This window comes from Brevibacterium sediminis (assembly GCF_013623905.1).
GTDB classification, from domain to species: domain Bacteria; phylum Actinomycetota; class Actinomycetes; order Actinomycetales; family Brevibacteriaceae; genus Brevibacterium; species Brevibacterium sediminis.
The window spans coordinates 1-15,999 of record NZ_JABKDD010000014.1 but is presented as its reverse complement, the minus strand read 5'-3'; the positions used below and the strand labels follow the sequence as shown (position 1 = coordinate 15,999).

The following is a 15,999-nucleotide window of genomic DNA, read 5'->3' as shown; positions in this document are numbered from 1 at the left end:
CGACGATTCAGCCCTCACGACGGGCCGCGGGCTTTAGCCGATCTCACCAGGCGTTCGACTCCGCCGGTCCACGGTTCGCCATGTCCGACGAGGACGGTGCGGGCGCCGGTCTCGGCGAGGGCATCGAGCGATTCCAGAGCCCTGTCGGGATCAGCGGTGGCAGCACTGGAGACGATCTGGGCCCCTGTTGTCCCGCGATACGGGTTGAGCGTGACAAGTGAATCACCGGCGATGACCGTGTCCCTCTCGGGGAAGTGGAAGGCGCAGTGGCCGACCGGGCACGTCCAGCTCTGCGGTGCGAATGCGCGTGACCTCTTCGATGGGGCGGGGTCACCAGGCACGATTCTTCACGAAAGCTGTGACCATGGGCAGTGCCTTGAACTGGGTGAGCAGATACCACGTCAGCGGGCGGTTCCGGCCGTACTGACGCGGATGCCGGGTCAAGGGCACATCGTTGTCGTGCACGTACACGGGGACGGAGGCCTCCGAGCGCAGCTGCTCGGCGAAGCCGATGTGGTCGAAGTGTCCGTGCGTGAGCAGCAGAGCTCGGATGTCCTCCAGCCCGCGACCGAGTCGATCGAGGGCCCTCCTGAGCGAACGCCATGAGGTGGGAACACCGGCATCGACGACAGTCAGGCCTTCCTCGTCTTCGACGATGTACCAATTGACGTACGCGTCGTCGATGCGATGGATGCCTTCTGCAACCTCGGTGAGGGACATATCAGCGATCCTTGAAGCGTCGGCGGTTGAGAACGAGGGCGCTGCCGATCATCACGATCGCCAGACCGAAATGCAGCCAGTTGTCCGGAGTGTTGAGGGGAACGAAATTCGCAGCGGATTCCGCACCGATGACGAGCCCGTAGATCCACAGGACGGCGTAGACGATTCCGCCCCACAGCAGGTAATGGAACGACCCGGCGGGGGACCGACGGACGAGTGCCCCGACGATGCCGAACAGCAAGTGGACGATATTGTGCAGGATCGAGACCTGGAACAGGCCCAGAAGCAGCGCGGTCGAATGGTGGCCGGCGAATCGCATCGACATAAAGTTCGTCGTCGCTCCCGGGATGAACCCGAGAATGCCGGCTGCCAGGAAGAGTATGGTGACGATGAGAGCCGCCCACTGGATCGGGCGACCACGCTCATGGGGAACGTCTGGCCCTGGCTTTTCGGCGGTCATGATGCCTCCTCGACTGACGAAGTGATCAGATTGCTGACGAACTGGTCAGATTGCGGTCCACGTTAGATTGAGGCCCCACACCCCTCAACAGCTGCAGGTGACTCACAGACAACAGACGTGTGCACGAGTAGAGGGCCCGGACAGCTAAAGCGACTGACACGGATTGTCAAGACTGTTTACAGGGGTCTCCGCACAATGCCAGGCTGAGAGGATCGCGCAGAACGCGGCGGAATCCATCGGGATTCCGACAGATGAACACTGATGCCGAGGAGGAACAGGGGATGAACCACAATCACTTGCGCACGGTCGTCGAGAGCGGCGGGCCATATGCCACCGTCTACCTTGAAGGACGAACCCCATCAGCCGATGCCGATACGCAGCTGCGCCTGCGGTGGTCGGAGCTGCGAGACCAGCTGTCCGAAAGAGGAGTCTTTCCTCGAGTCCATCGATGCGATCATCCTCGCCGACGAACCCACCGAGGTGCACACAGACGGTCGGACCATCGTCGCGAACTCACAGGGAGTTCTGCTGGACGAACACTGGGACGCGGCGCTGGGAGAAGGAGATTCGGCCCACTACGGCGAGGCGCCGGAGCTTGGAGCCTTTCTCCGACAGGAGTGCAGACAGTTCGATGTCGTCCTCGTCATCGCCGGCCAGGACGGAGCGGCCATTCGTGAGCTGAGCGTAACCCCGGATCGCGAACGCACCGAGAAAGAGTCGGTCCACGTCACCGGCGACAACGACGAAGACATCAACAAGCCGCGGCGAGGAGCATACTCGCACAACCAGATCCGGCGCCGTGTCGACGAGATCATCAAGGACAATGCACGCAGTGTCGCCGACTTCGTCGACGGTCTCATCACCGACCACGCGTCGGACGCACTCGTTCTGGCCGGAGAGGTGCAGGGCAGAACCGCCGTCAAGGCTGAGCTGTCGGCACGAGCCGAGGAGATGCTTCATGAGATCTCCGAGGGCGGCGATGGAGACGAAGGTGCCGAAGAGGCGATTGACGTGGCCATCAGGACGTTGGTGACGAGGCTCGCCGAAGAACGAGAGGCTGAGAACTCGGAGCGTCTGGGCGAAAGCAAAGCACACGGCCGTGCGGTCGAAGGGCGAGCAGAAGTCGAAAAGGCAGTGGAACGCGGAGCAGCGGCGGTCCTTCTGCTCGATGATGCCGAGGCCTCAGCAGGAGAAGCGGAGATCGTCTCCGCGGCTATCCTGTCCTCAGCTGAGGTCGGTCTCAGTCACGATCCGATGAGCGACGGCATAGCTGCGATCCTCCGCTACGACGTCGGCGCTGCGCTGGCGGACTGAGCAGCAGCTATACGATGGTCGGCAGTAGTCAATGGGTTACATGTGTATGGTTGGTCAGTGACAGCCGATCTCGGCAGGCCGGAAGGATCTCCTGATGAATCGCCCGACGGAACGCTCGACCCCGCCCGGCCCGAAGTCGCTCGGCGACGAAGTCATCCGCCAAACCCGCACCCCGCGACGCGTGCTCGTGCTCGGGGCGACCGGTTACATCGGCGGTCGCCTTGTGCCCCGACTGCTGCAGGCCGGGCACCGGGTTCGGGTCGGGGTGCGGCGGCCGGAGAAGCTCAAGCAGGTTCCATGGGCAGCCGACGTCGACGTGAGAACCGTCGACCTCGACACCGGTGGCGGTCTCGATGACAGCCTCGGCGGCATCGAGACCGTCTATTACCTGGTGCATTCCATGGGCTCCGGCGGGGACTTCGAGGCAGCCGAAGCCGAAGCGGCCAGGCGCTTCGCCAGCGCGGCCGCGTCTGCCGGCGTGCGCCGCATAGTCTACCTCGGAGGGCTCCATCCGGAGGGACGTGAGCTCTCGAAGCACATGCGTTCACGAGCGAACGTCGGACGGATTCTGCTCGACTCCGAAGTCGACGCGATCGTCTTCAACGCCGGCATCATCATCGGCTCCGGATCGGCTTCGTTCGAGATGATCCGCCACCTCGCCATGACCCTGCGCTGGATGCCGGCACCAGACTGGGTGTCCAACCGTGTCGAGCCGCTCTCGGTTCGTGACGCTCTCTACTATCTTCTCTCCGCGACCGATGTGCAGGAGGCGGTCAACCGGTCCTTCGATATCGGTTCACGTCAGATCCTCACTTATGCGAACGTGATGCGTACCTTTGCTGCCGTCGCAGGGCTCAAGCCCCGCCACGTCATCGCTTTGCCTCTTCCCGCACCGACGCTGTCAGGCATCTGGGTCGGGTTGGTCACCCCGCTGCCGTTCAGCCTCACCTTGCCGCTCGTCCAATCCTTGCAGGAGGATGCTGTGGCCTCGGACCAGGACGTCGACGCGGTCATTCCGCCGCCCGAGTCCGGGCTCATCGGGTTCGCCGACGCCGTCCGACTCGCCCTGCGCCGTGAAATCGAAGGTGCCGTGGATACGAACTGGGACGCCGACGCCGGAGAGCTCGACGAGGCGGCCCAGCCGTCGCCCAGTGATCCGAAGTGGTCCGGCCGGCGCATCTACACCGATGAACGGTCGACGACGATCAGCGGTGTCAGCGCCGCCGAGGTGTGGCCTGTGATCGAGGGGATCGGTGGGACCAACGGCTGGTACTCGTGGCCGCTGGCATGGAAGATTCGTGGGATCTGGGACAAAGCAGTCGGAGGCGCTGGCCTCAACCGGGGCCGACGGCTGCCCGACAGCCTGCGCATCGGCGATCCCGTCGACTGGTGGCGAGTCGAACAGCTGGAGCCGAACTCTCGTCTTCTGCTGCGCGCCGAGATGAAGGTCTCCGGTCACGCGTGGCTCGAATTCGCTCTGACAGACTCAGTCGAAGGCTGTGAGTATCACCAGACGGCGACCTTTATCCCCACTGGAGTGCGAGGCCGCATCTACTGGGCCCTCGTCGCCCCGTTTCATCGCTTCATCTTTCCCGCCATGGCGAAGAACATCGCAGCCGAGGCGCGGCGCCGAGCCTGAACGTTCCCGGTTTTGTTGATGATCAGGGGGCTGTCGTCAGCATCGAAGCGAATCCGTGCCTGTACGTGGGGTAGCTGAGTTCGCCCATGAGCGAGCCGAAGCGAGTTCCGTCGATCCGTTTGCCGCTCGGCTTCTCGTCGTCGGCATGGCCGGGGACGGGCACGCCGAGGCGGCCGGCGATGAAGGCGGCGACGTCGCCCATCTGAGCAGGAAGCGAATCGACAGCGTGGACCAGGTCCGGCGGTTCCGAGGCAAGTGCCAAGTGCTCGAGGCCGCGAACGAGGTCGTCTCGGTGGATGCGGTTCGTCCACCGCTGATGGTTGAACCGCTGGCCGCGTCGCACGGAGTCGATGAGGCGGGTGCGGCCAGGTCCGTAGATACCAGCCGGGCGGACGATCGTGAGGTGGTCGAAGAGCTCGGCCGCCTCGGACTCGGCCGCAGCGAGGACCTCACCCGGCCCGGACCCTGGGGCGAGTGGAGCGTCTTCGGTGATCACACGCGTCGGGTCCTCCGCAAGGACACGCGTGGAGGAGACCAGGACGACTCGGCCCGGCTGTGACCCGAGCACGCGGGCGAGACCTCTCAGCCCGTGGAGGTAGGCCCGTTCGTATCCGGTCCGAGTCGGTTCGTCCGAAGTCAGAGTGATCACGACCGCATCGAGTGCGTCCAGTCGCGGATCGCTGCGGTCCGCGGCATCGACCCTATCGCGACCGGGAGCTCCGAATCCGGAGAGGTCCATACTGATCGTCTCGAAGGCGTCGGGCAGTTCGGCGACGCGTCGGCGCAGTCCGATCACCCGGTGCCCCTGGTCGACCAGTCGCAGGCCCAGCCGTGTGCCCAGGTCTCCGCACCCGGCCATGAGAATCCTGCGACCGTTCGTCGTGCTCATTTCGCCTCACTCTTCATCCGGTCATAGGCGGCCAATGCCGCCTGACGCGATGCCTTGAGATCGACGATCGGCTCGCGATCACCCTGCGAGCGTTCCGCCCGAGTGAGACCGCCCGGACCGCGGCCCAACCACCTGCCCACGTACTCGCAGTCGGGATCGAAACGCTCACGTTGGCGTTCGGGATTGAAGATCCGAAAATATGGAGCCGCATCGGCTCCGCACCCGGCCACCCATTGCCACGAGACCGGGTTGTTGGCTTCATCGGCGTCGACCAGCGTGTCCCAGAACCACTGCTCGCCGTGCCACCAGTGGAGCAGCAGATTCTTCGTGAGAAAGCTCGCCGTGGCCATCCGCACTCGATTGTGCATCCATCCGGTCTGCCACAGCTGAGCCATGCCGGCGTCGACGAGGTCGATCCCGGTCGTGCCGCTGCACCAGTGGTCGAGTGCCTCGGGGTCGTCCTCATACGGGAAGGACGCGAATTCAGGTCGCATCGGTTCGGATTCGACGGCCGGCAGATGAAAGGTCAGGTGCCAGGAGAACTCCCGCCAGTAGAGCTGCCGGATCCATGCCTGCCGATCATCGTCCCTCACCTCCGGTATGTCCAGGGCCGCTGCCAGCAGCTGGCGGGGGGAGAGTTCGCCGAAGCGCAGTCGCGGCGACAGGCCTGACGTGCTGTCAGGGTCTGCGGGGACATCGTGAGAATTTGCGTAGCCGTCGAGCCCGTCGCTCAAGCAGTCGAGCTCACGGGCCGCTTCCCTGCACCCGGGGTTCCAATGCCCGGCCACGGTCGTCCGCCACCACTGTGGAGTCCTCGCCGAGGCGAAGCTGCCCGAGCCCGTGTCGGTCCCGTCGAGAAGACCGAGATCGTCGAGGTCGCGCACCCAGGAGTGCCCGGCAAAAGCCTGTCGCTGGGCCTTCGTCGGAGAACTCTGTGTGCGCGGCGCCGGGAGGCTGTCGCCGACGCTGCGATCGCGCACAGCGTTGAAGAACGGCGTGAAGACCTTGTAGAAGTCACCGCCCTGAGGGCTGACCGTCCAAGGCTCGACGAGCAGCGCGCCGGTATGGGAGTGCACGGCACGACCGGCATCAGCCAGGTCCGTCTTGATCTGCGCGTCGAGGCGACGTGCAGCCGGCGCATAACGGCGCGACCAGCGCACAGCATCGACTTTCAGGTCCGCAGCCGCCTGCGGGACGATGTCGGCGGCCGAGCCTGCTGCGAAGAGCAGCGGGATGCCGAGCTGTGCGAGTTCGGTCTCCAGGACGCGCAGCGATTCGTGCGCCCACCACCGGGCCGCCCCGCCTAACGGGCGTGGGCCCAGGCCGTCGTCGCTGCGGCACTCTCTGATCCAGAGGCCGATCACCTGCCCGTCGCCGCAGGCCGCTGTCAGGGCCTCGTGGTCCTCGACGCGCAGGTCGTCGCGGAACCAGACGAGGGTGAGGGAATCGCGGTCGTGGCTCATCGGCAAGACTCCTCTCACAGCTGGTTCGCCCAGTCGGCATTTACACCAAAGTGTAGTAGCCAAGCAGGGTTATTGGATTGTGAGGACGTCAGCTGCTGGTCGAGTAGACCTGTTGCGAGCCTCCGGCACGGGTGCGGTTGCGGCGACGAGTCTCGGGGCTGGTGCCGCGGGATTCGGACGCGCGGTGGCTGCTCGGCTGACGACCCGAAGATTCCGCGCGCTGACTGCCCGAGCGGCCATTGCCGGAGCGGCCGCCGCGGGAGTTCTCGCGACGACGATTTCTCTCGCCGGTGTGCCCGGCGCCCCGGCCGCGGCCGCCGCTCTCGCTGCGACGCGATTCGCCGCTGCGACCGCCACCGGTGGCGTCCGAGTTCTCACGGCTGCGGTCGCTGCCGGCGTCACCGCGACCCGAGCTTCCGCCGCGTCCGCCACGGCCACCTCGGCGACGGCGGGATGAACGACCATTCGACGTGGAAGGTTCGGTCTTCCTGCGCGGCTGGACGGGTTCCTTCGGCTGCGGGGCGACGTATTCGGCGATCTCACCGACGAGCTCGGTCACCTCGGGGGACTCTGCGGTGACCTTCTGCGGGGTCGCTTTGATGGCGGCCTTGCGCAGGAGGATCTGAGTGTCCTTGCGCTCTTCGGCGGTCATCACCGTGACGACGTCACCGGCGCTGCCGGCACGTGCGGTGCGACCGGAGCGGTGCAGGTAAGCCTTGTGTTCGGTCGGGGGATCGACGTGGACGACGAGCTCGACGGAGTCGACGTGGACGCCGCGGGCGGCGATGTCTGTGGCCACGAGCACCTTCGCCTCGCCATCGGTGAACGCGGCGAGGTTGCGGTCGCGCGCACCCTGCGACAGATTGCCGTGCAGGTCGACCGCGGGGATACCGGCTGCCGTGAGTTGGCGGGCGAAGCGTTTGGCCCGGTGCTTCGTGCGGGTGAAGAGGATGCGGCGGCCCGTGCCGGAGGCGAGCTTGTGTACGAGTTCGTTCTTGTCGTCGACCGACACCTCGAACACGTGGTGGGTCATGGCCGAAACGTGGGAGGTCGCCTCGTCGACGGAGTGGAGGACCTCGTTGTGGAGGAAACGACGGACGAGTTTGTCGACGTCGTTGTCCAAGGTGGCGGAGAAGAACATCCGCTGTCCCTCAGCCGGGGTCTGGTTGAGGATTCGGGTGACTCCGGGCAGGAACCCGAGGTCAGCCATGTGGTCGGCCTCGTCGAGGATGGTGACCTCGATGTTCTCGAGCGTGAGGATGTCCTGCTGGAGCAGGTCCTCGAGGCGACCCGGGCAGGCCACGAGGATATCGACTCCGGCCTTGAGCGCGACCTCCTGTCGACGCTGCTTGACGCCGCCGAAGATCGTCGTCGTCCGCAGGCCCACGGCCTTGGCCAACGGATCGATGGCCTCGGTGATCTGCGTGGCGAGCTCACGGGTGGGAGCAAGGACGAGCCCGCGCGGATGGCGGAACTTCTGCGAACCCTTGCCGGATTCGGCCAGGCGGGCGACGAGCGGAATGGAGAACGCCAGGGTCTTGCCGGACCCGGTCTTTCCGCGGCCGAGCACATCGCGGCCGGCCAGGGTGTCGGGCAGAGTGTCCTGCTGGATCGGGAAGGCCTGGGTCTTGCCCTCACGGTCGAGGGAGTCGACGAGCTTGGCGGGAACACCGAGTTCGGCGAACGAGGTGGGCGCCGGGGTGGCTTTCTTCGCGCGATTGCCGGTGCTGCCTGCGGTGGTGTTGCGTGTGCTGCCTCCGCGGGTGCGGGTGCTGCGGGGATTGGTGCGTGTCTGTGAAGTAGTGATGGGGTGGCCCTTCGACGTGCCGGAGGGCGTGCCGGTGCCGTGAATAGGTGGCAGGCAGCCGCTTCCGGTCATGGAATGAGCGCTGTCGGCGCTCTCGATCGCCGAGAGAAAACGGCTTCGGAAATGCGCGGGTGCTATCACCCAGCTGCAGAGTCGAGGCGTCCTGACGACGCAGGGAACCCGAAATCGGGTTCGCAAGTGATTACAGTATAGCCCCGGCGGCGCGTGAGACAGAATCCGCGGGCTTCGCGGCGGGCACGGAATCAGGCTCGGAGACTGCGGCGACCGGCCGTCGGCGAACTCGGCGGTGCCCGGTCACCCATGCGGAGAGCGCCACCGACGCCCAGCCGATGCCGATGCCCGCGATGTCGTCGAGGATGTAGTGCCATCCGAAGTAGAGCGTGGCGACGACCGTCACACCGAAGAAGATCCAGGTGAACACCTGGACGGCGCGATGCTGTTTCGTCAGCGTCATGAACAGTGCTGCGGCGAAGGTGACGGAGACGTGAAGCGAAGCGAATGCGGCGACACCCTGGATGGAATCGCTTCCGATCGGGTTGCTGAGGTAGTCGAGGCGAGTGTCGATGAGGGATTCCTGGAGCTCGCTGACTCCGGTGTCGGGCAGCGCCCGGAAGACCTCCGGGTGGCTGAACACGGGACCGACCGACGGCAGGAGATAGTAGCTGACTGTGCCGAGTACCCAATTGAGGCTCAGCATCGTCGTATACCAAGCGCCGACGGCGAGTCTGCGATTGAGCACGAGGACCGCGCCGAGGCTGATCGGAATGAGCGGCAGGTAAGCGAGGTAGGCGATCGACAGCAGGTTCGCCGCGATGCCGGTGCCCAGGAGTTCGTGCAGGAGCACGGCCGGAGTGTTCCCGCCGGCGAGCCAATGGTCGAGGCGGAACAGCTGCTGATCGAAGAGGGTGCCCTCGCGGTACACCGGCAGCACGCTCTTGAGATTGCGGTAGGCGACGTAGCAGACGTAGAAGCTCAGCAGTCCGGCGCCGATGCACAGCAGCCGGTGGGTGTTCCATTCCTTCTTTGCGATGTCGACGACCGACGTCGGCAGATTTCGCCACCCGTTTCGCCTCACCGTTTCCACGACTAGCCCGGCGCCGATGAATCCGAGAACCAGCAGAGGCAGACGGATGTATGAGGGGCCGAGGAATCCGTCGGGGTCCCGCAGCGGGAGATCGAGGAAGAGGGAGGAGAACACGGCGGCCGCTCCGACGAGGAGAGCGAGCACCATGGCAAAGGTGTAGGGCCAACGTCGCAATCTGGTCATCGGAACACCGTAGTAATTCACTTTTAGTACATCTTCGGATTTTCCTCGGAGGCGGCTGACCGGAGCCCCGTTCTCGCCCGCGCCGGCGGGGCAGAACAGAATGGTCCACCCACTGTGCGGCTCGCGGCATTAGTGTTGGTTCATGACAGAAGGTCCATTGAACGCGCCTCCGAATCGCGATGACCCGATACCCGAGGGACTCAGACTCGGTGCCCGCTTCACCGGATACCTGCTGGTGATCATCGCGGGAATCACAGTCGCGATCTTCGTAGCACTGCAGGTCGCACAGATCGTCGTTCCATTCCTGGCTGGGCTCGTCCTCTCTGCCCTCCTGGTCCCCATGTCGACGTTCCTGCAGCGGCATCGGTGGCCGAAGTGGTTGGCGGTGGTCACAGTCTGGGTCGTCGTCCTCGGCCTGTTGGCCGGACTCGTCCTCCTCATCACCTTTCAGATCAGAAGTGAGATACCTGAGATCCAGGAGCAGGTGGCGACGACCCTGGACGCGGCGAAGCAGCTCTTGGCCACGCAGCCGTTCGGAATCACCGAAGCCAAACTCAATGACCTCGTCGATTCCTCGGGGAAGTGGCTGCAGGACAACGCCGCCGGTCTCGGCTCCGGTGCCGCCGAGGTGGGCACGACGGCGGCGCATGTCATCGAAGGCGTCATCATCATCCTGTTCGTCACCCTCTTCGCGCTCATCGACGGACGCGGCATCTGGACCTGGGTCGTCAACATCTGGCCGAAGAAGGCGCATGCGCGGATCTCCGCGGCCGGTGAGGCCGGTTGGAAGACGCTGACGAACTTCATTCGGATCCAGCTCGTCGTCGCGGCCAGCGATGCGATCGGAATCGGAGTCGGTGCACTGATCCTCGGCGTCCCCTTGGCGGTGCCGATCGCCATGGTGGTCTTCCTCGGTGCCTTCGTGCCGTTCGTCGGAGCGATCGTGGGCGGAGCGGTCGCAGTGGGCTTGGCACTGCTCTTCAACGGCTGGGTGCACGGCCTGATCATGCTCGGGGTCGTCATCGTCGTCCAGCAGCTCGAAAGCCACGTCCTGCAGCCGTGGCTGACAGGACCCACAGTGAAGATCCACCCCTTGGCGGTGATCCTCGGGGTGACAGCGGGAGCAGCGGTGGCGGGCATCGCCGGGGCCTTCTTCTCCGTGCCGGTCATCGCGACTCTCAATGCGATGATCCACGCGGCCAAAGACTACAGAGTGGGACAGCGTTGAGACGGGCCGGGCCACGGTTGCATCGAGTGCGAATCGTCAAGGGCGCTCTTCGGCGTCTGCTCGACGACGAGTGCCTCGACAGAGCAGCCGGGCTGAGCTTCTACGCTCTGCTCTCTGCTGCCCCGGCGATCCTCGCCATGGTGTCGCTGCTCGGCGTGGTCGGGGAAGCCGAGTCGACTACGAAGGCGGTGCTCTCCCTGGTCCACGGAGTCTCGGCCGAGGCGGCCGCGGCGATCCGCCCGTTCATCGTCGAACTCACCGAGTCATCCTCGGCCGGAGTCACCCTCATCGGCAGCCTGCTGCTGGCGATCTGGTCGTCCTCGAAATACATCGGCGCGCTCGGTCGTGCCCTGAACGCTGTCTACCGGGTCGAGGAGACCAGGCCGTATTGGAAGTTCAAGCCGCTCATGCTCCTGATGACCGTGGTCACGCTTATTGTCCTGGCCGCTCTGGGGCTGCTGCTCGTGCTGTCCGGGCCTATCGCCGAAACGCTCGGCGAGCTCATCGGAATGGGCGCGGTTGCCCTGCTGATCTGGAACGTGGTCAGATGGCCGGTCTTCGTCTTCTTCGTCATGGTGCTCATCGCCCTGCTCTACTACGTGACCCCGAACGTCAGGCAGCCGAAGTTCCGGTGGGTCAGCCTCGGTGCGTTCGTCGCGCTGCTCGTGCTGCTTGCCGTGTCGGCCTGCTTCGTGCTCTACATCAACAATTTCAGCAGCTACAACGTCACCTATGGGTCGATCGGGGGAGTGATCGTCGGGCTCGCCTGGGTGTGGATGGTCAACCTCTCGCTGCTCCTCGGCGCCGAGTTCGACGCTGAGATCGAACGCGAGCGGCAACGGCAGTCCGACGGTGACGCAGACCGCAGGAATCAGTTCAGACGACGTGCGGCGAACTCGGCGGCATTGTGAAGCACGGTGTTCGTGTCGTCGAGGATCCGACCGAAGTGGAGGAACGAGTGGAGCACGTGCGGGTACTCCTCAAACCTGACGTCGTTACCCGCCCGCTGCAGGGTCGTGGCCAGTGCCCGGCTGTCATCGCGCAGCGGGTCGAGTCCGGCGGCGGCGACGAACACCGGTGGCAGACCGGTTAAGTCGGCAGTCAGATGTGCGACGAGTGGTGAGTGCTCATCCTCGGGGGTGGGCAGATAGTCGCCGAGGAGGTTGCTGAGGTCGTGGATGCCCATGCCGTCCCAATCGCCGCCGTAGAGCCTGCGGCTGGCCGAGTCGACAAGCCCGTGGCTGCCGTAGATGGGCAGGAGGGCGCGCAGAGCCGAGTAACTCTCGGGGTTCGCACCGATGGTCTCCGGCTCATCGCGCAGCAGCAGACCGGCGCCGAGGGTCAGGACTGCCCCAGCGGAGTCTCCGGCAATGGCCAGACGTTCTCCGTCGATGCCGAACTCCTCACCGTGACGGGCGAGGTGGTCGACGACCCCGGCACACTCGTGCAGCGCTTGCGGGAACTTCACCTCCGGCGACAGCGAATAGTCGACTCCGATCACGGCGAAGCCGCCGGCGGCGGCGAGCACGCGCATGATCCGGTCGTGTGTATCGAGGTCGCCGAGGCTGAACCCACCCCCGTGCAGGAACACGAGACCGGGCAGGACCGCCTCGGCGGTGGGGCGATGGATGCGGATCGGAACGTCGACGTCGGCGGTGCGGATGTGGTGATCATCGGTGCGGGCCATGGTCGGCCCACCCTCATTCCACAGCGCGCGTTCGGCCCGGTATTCGGCGCGTTTGGCGGCCAAGGATCGAGCGGCAGGGGAGAGGTCACCGGAGGCAGCGGCGAAGTCCTCGCCGGCTCGGCGGCACTCGTCGGCCCGAGTGGCCTGGACGGCCATGACCTCGCGCATCTGTGGCGACATCGATGCCACGATGTCGGCAGGAATGGTGGCCAGCAGCGCTTCGGTGAGCGCGGGGTCGACTGTCACGCCGGGAATCATCAGCCTCATTCTTGGTCGGCGGCAATGATTCCCAGCTTAGCGAGGCCAGCGGCGGTGGCCACGGTAGGACTCACCTGCGAAGATCCGGAATATCCGCCGACCGTCGCTGTTATGAGAAGGGGACTGTGACACCAGCCCGTCACCGCCGAAGACACTGCAGGAGCGAACCCTTGACCGAACACATGCGCAGGCACGAAACCGATCACGAAATCCCATGGTCACTGCCGATCGTCGTGCGCCGGTCCAAGACCGCCATCGCTCGCCACATCGACGTCCTCGAGGCCACCTCTCGTGCTGTCGTGACCTTCCTCGACGATCCGCGCTCACAGCCGGGCGGGGACTGGAACGAGGCCGTCGAATACTGGCGTGACGGAGCGATCCGCAAGGTCGTGCGCCGTGGCGACGGGAAGAAGCTCGAGGGCGCACGGGCACTCGGGTGCGTGAGCGTGACCTTCGGCGGCACCGACGATTTCGCCCCCGCCGAGGCGTTCGTCTTCGCACCCGGCCCCGTCGAACCCCTGCCACCGGAGCTGAAGAAGCTGCAGGTCGGCGGCACCGAATTCCCGGATGAGGGCGAATCCTCGATCCCCGCCGCCGAGGCGGTCGTGACGATCGAGCTCTCTCCCGAACTCACGCTCACGACCGGGAAGGCCGCCGCGCAATGCGGACACGCCGCGCAGCTGGCATTCGAGCAGATGCCCGACGATGTGCGGGACCGTTGGCGTGAGTCGGGGTTCAGTCTGCGCGTGCAGACTGCGACGAAGGACGCGTGGGCGGCGAACGAGCAGCAGGTCAGCGTCGTCGACGCCGGCTTCACGGAAGTCGATGGGCCGACGGAAACGGTGCGGGCCTCGTGGTGAGGCCGCTGCTCGCGAGGACAAGACACCCCCTTCTGTGCTGATCTCCTCCGCCGGGAGATATGCCGCGGCGATGGTCGGTGAGGCCCGGGCGCCGGGGCTTCGGAGTCTTGACAGCTGACGGTGCCAGGACAAGCCTGGAGGGCCAGGCCGGGCCACGTCGCAGCACGTCGCAGCACGTCGGCTGGGCACATTCGACACGCGAGTATTCGTGAGGAGAAGGCACATGGCGACCTCCGTCAGCGACTTCATCATCGATCGGCTCATCGCCTGGGATCTGCACCACTGGTACGGATACCCCGGCGACGGCATCGGCGGCTTCGACGGGGCGATGGGCCGAGCGCAGGACGAGGGCAAGGACTTCACCTATGTGCGCCCCACTCACGAGGAGGAGGCGGCGTTCATGGCCACCGCCCACGCGAAATTCACCGGTGAGGTGGGCGTGTGCGTCTCGACCTCGGGCCCCGGCGCCATCCATCTCATGAACGGCCTCTACGACGCCAAGGGTGACAACGCCCCAGTCGTGGCCATCGTCGGGCAGCAGGCACGAGTGTCGTTGGGTTCCGAATTCCAACAGGAGATCAACCTCGAACGACTCTTCGCCGACGCCGCGGTGTTCGTGCAGACAGTGGCCGCGCCGATGCACGCGCAGCTCGTCGTCGACAAAGCCGTCCGCATGGCCAAGGCCAACCGCGGTCCGGCCGTCGTCGTCCTGCCCGCCGACGTCCAGACGATGGACATGGAAGAGCTGGCGGTCGAGCATTTCGTCTCCCGCACCGGCATCGGCTACGCCGAGGACCGCCTGCGACCCGACGACGACGCGCTCGCCCGCGCGGCCGAAGTCCTCAACAGCGGTGAGAAGGTCGCCATGCTCGTCGGACAGGGCGCGATCGGAGCGACCGATGAGGTCATGGCCGTGGCGAAGCGCCTCGGTGCTGGTGTGATCACCACCCTGCTGGGCAAACAGGTGGTGCCCGGTGATGTCGACTTCCACACTCAGCAGCTGGGTCTGCTGGGATCGCGGCCGAGCTACGACATGATGCAGAAATGCGACACCCTGCTCATGGTCGGCACGAACTATCCCTACGGCGAATTCATGCCGCCGACCGGCCGGGCACGTGCCGTGCAGATCGACCTGTCGCCGCGTCACCTGGGGATCCGCTATCCCACCGAGGTCAACCTGTGGGGTGACGCGAAGACCACGCTGGCTGCCCTGCAGTCGCATCTGAGCCAGCACGAGACCGGGTGGCAGGAGAAGATCGCCGACGAGAACCGGGCGTGGATGAAGGAGAACACTCTGGTCGCCATGACCGAAGCCGACCCGATCAACCCCCGCCGGGTCTTCGTCTCCCTCAACGAACGTCTGCCCGAGAACGCGATCATCACCTGCGACGCCGGGAGCACGGCCGACTGGTACGGCTTCCACGTCGAACTGGGGCCGAACCAGATGGGCAACCTCTCGGGTCGGATGGCCTCGATGCTCGCCGCGATGCCCTATGCGCTGGCCGGCAAGTTCGCGCATCCCGATCGCCCGGTGGTGTGCACCATCGGCGACGGAGCCTTCCAGATGATGGGAATGAACGGTCTGCTCACCGTCAAACGCCACTGGCGGGAATGGTCGAACTCCACCTTCGTCGTCCTCGTCATCGACAACGGCGACCTCAACCAGGTGTCCTGGGAGATGCGGGAGGCCGGAGACCCGAGGTGGGACACGGCCCAGCTGGTCGAGTCGATGGACTACGCCGGCTACGCGGAGCTGCTCGGGCTCAAAGGCATCCGCGTCGACGATTCGGAGAAGATCGACGGGAGCCTCGACGAGGCCTTCGCCGCCGACCGGCCGGTCGTCCTCGACGTCCGCTGCGACCGCAACACGCCGCCGCTGCCGGCCCACATCGCTTTCGCGCAGGCCAAAGGCCTTGCGGAATCGCTGCTGGCCGGAGACCCCGAGCTCGGGCAGGTGGTCAAGCAGAGTTCACGGGCCACCGCCGCACGGCTGTTCGCACGCATGGGCCTGACCTCGGATGATTGAGGAGTTCTCTGCGCGCTGCGAGTACGCTGCCGAACCCATCGTGGGCGGCTGGTTCGCGATCAGGTCTCGGGCGCCTCGTCGAGGTCTTCGAGTTCTTCTTCGGACAGCGGCCGCGTCTTCGTGCCGTTGCCGAATTCGTCGAGGTAGATGACGTGTTTGACCATCTCGCCGGTCTCTTCGTCCTCGACTTCGATGATGTCACCAGGTTGGGTCGCTGGCTGGTAGAAATCTTCATTGACCGCGGGGTGTCAAGCTGTTTGGAGTCACTCACGCTGCTTCAGCAGTGATTTCTTGGACTTCAACTAGGACTGGTTCGTGATTGATACCGACCACACCGGCCGGCTTCGGCACCTGCGGTGG

The 15,999-nt window shown here is 65.4% G+C and carries 14 protein-coding genes; 6 read left to right on the top strand and 8 right to left on the bottom strand.

Annotated features, from left to right (window positions below; genetic code table 11):
* Positions 1–14 precede the first annotated feature (14 nt).
* From HK108_RS18680 to HK108_RS15230, 3 genes are read right to left on the bottom strand one after another with little or no spacing between them, the layout of a single operon-like run.
* Positions 15–341 carry an MBL fold metallo-hydrolase gene (locus HK108_RS18680; RefSeq protein WP_219922483.1) on the bottom strand — a complete coding sequence of 109 codons (327 nt, stop codon included), beginning with the start codon at positions 339–341 and terminating at the stop codon, positions 15–17.
* Positions 331–720, bottom strand: a complete 390-nt coding sequence (locus HK108_RS18675) for an MBL fold metallo-hydrolase (RefSeq protein WP_219922482.1) — start codon at positions 718–720, stop codon at positions 331–333. The genes HK108_RS18680 and HK108_RS18675 overlap by 11 nt, the downstream gene beginning before the upstream one ends.
* Position 721: 1 nt before the next feature.
* Complete coding sequence (locus HK108_RS15230) at positions 722–1,180, bottom strand: DUF4383 domain-containing protein (RefSeq protein ID WP_139468344.1); 459 nt, start codon at positions 1,178–1,180, stop codon at positions 722–724.
* A gap of 366 nt (positions 1,181–1,546) precedes the next feature.
* On the opposite strand from HK108_RS15230, the gene HK108_RS15225 reads away from it, so the two are divergent.
* The gene (locus HK108_RS15225) at positions 1,547–2,494 is read left to right on the top strand and encodes a baeRF2 domain-containing protein (RefSeq protein WP_181272133.1); all 948 of its coding nucleotides are present in this window, start codon (positions 1,547–1,549) and stop codon (positions 2,492–2,494) included.
* Positions 2,495–2,588: 94 nt separating this feature from the next.
* The gene (locus HK108_RS15220; protein WP_181272132.1) at positions 2,589–4,133 is read left to right on the top strand and encodes an SDR family oxidoreductase; all 1,545 of its coding nucleotides are present in this window, start codon (positions 2,589–2,591) and stop codon (positions 4,131–4,133) included.
* 22 nt (positions 4,134–4,155) lie between these two features.
* On the opposite strand, the gene HK108_RS15215 is transcribed toward HK108_RS15220, so the two are convergent.
* The 4 genes from HK108_RS15215 to HK108_RS15200 form a co-directional block, all read right to left on the bottom strand.
* Entirely contained in the window at positions 4,156–5,022 is an 867-nt protein-coding gene (locus tag HK108_RS15215; RefSeq protein ID WP_139468347.1) for a Rossmann-fold NAD(P)-binding domain-containing protein, read from the bottom strand.
* Positions 5,019–6,485, bottom strand: a complete 1,467-nt coding sequence (locus tag HK108_RS15210) for a cryptochrome/photolyase family protein (RefSeq protein ID WP_139468348.1) — start codon at positions 6,483–6,485, stop codon at positions 5,019–5,021. The genes HK108_RS15215 and HK108_RS15210 overlap by 4 nt, the downstream gene beginning before the upstream one ends.
* Positions 6,486–6,573: 88 nt before the next feature.
* Positions 6,574–8,364: a DEAD/DEAH box helicase gene (locus tag HK108_RS15205; RefSeq protein WP_181272131.1), complete on the bottom strand. Its 1,791-nt coding sequence runs from the start codon at positions 8,362–8,364 to the stop codon at positions 6,574–6,576.
* Positions 8,365–8,494: 130 nt separating this feature from the next.
* On the bottom strand, positions 8,495–9,580 hold the full coding sequence (locus tag HK108_RS15200) for a phosphatase PAP2 family protein (protein ID WP_229664202.1): 1,086 nt from the start codon (positions 9,578–9,580) through the stop codon (positions 8,495–8,497).
* A gap of 142 nt (positions 9,581–9,722) precedes the next feature.
* Here HK108_RS15200 and HK108_RS15195 point away from each other — a divergent pair, with 142 nt between their 5' ends.
* Together HK108_RS15195 and HK108_RS15190 are read left to right on the top strand one after the other, a co-directional pair.
* Positions 9,723–10,808, top strand: coding sequence for an AI-2E family transporter (locus tag HK108_RS15195; protein WP_139468350.1), 1,086 nt, complete (start codon positions 9,723–9,725; stop codon positions 10,806–10,808).
* 26 nt (positions 10,809–10,834) lie between these two features.
* Positions 10,835–11,719 (top strand): YihY/virulence factor BrkB family protein, encoded by an 885-nt coding sequence (locus tag HK108_RS15190; protein WP_181272130.1) that lies wholly within the window; start codon positions 10,835–10,837, stop codon positions 11,717–11,719.
* Here HK108_RS15190 and HK108_RS15185 read toward each other — a convergent pair.
* Positions 11,680–12,741 carry an alpha/beta hydrolase fold domain-containing protein gene (locus tag HK108_RS15185; RefSeq protein ID WP_229664201.1) on the bottom strand — a complete coding sequence of 354 codons (1,062 nt, stop codon included), beginning with the start codon at positions 12,739–12,741 and terminating at the stop codon, positions 11,680–11,682. The genes HK108_RS15190 and HK108_RS15185 overlap by 40 nt on opposite strands.
* Positions 12,742–12,923: 182 nt before the next feature.
* Here HK108_RS15185 and HK108_RS15180 point away from each other — a divergent pair, with 182 nt between their 5' ends.
* Both HK108_RS15180 and HK108_RS15175 read left to right on the top strand, forming a co-directional pair.
* A complete protein-coding gene (locus HK108_RS15180; protein WP_229664200.1) occupies positions 12,924–13,613 on the top strand; it encodes an aminoacyl-tRNA hydrolase in 690 nt (229 codons plus the stop codon).
* Positions 13,614–13,836: 223 nt separating this feature from the next.
* Positions 13,837–15,639, top strand: coding sequence for a thiamine pyrophosphate-requiring protein (locus HK108_RS15175; RefSeq protein WP_181272129.1), 1,803 nt, complete (start codon positions 13,837–13,839; stop codon positions 15,637–15,639).
* Positions 15,640–15,999: the final 360 nt, after the last annotated feature.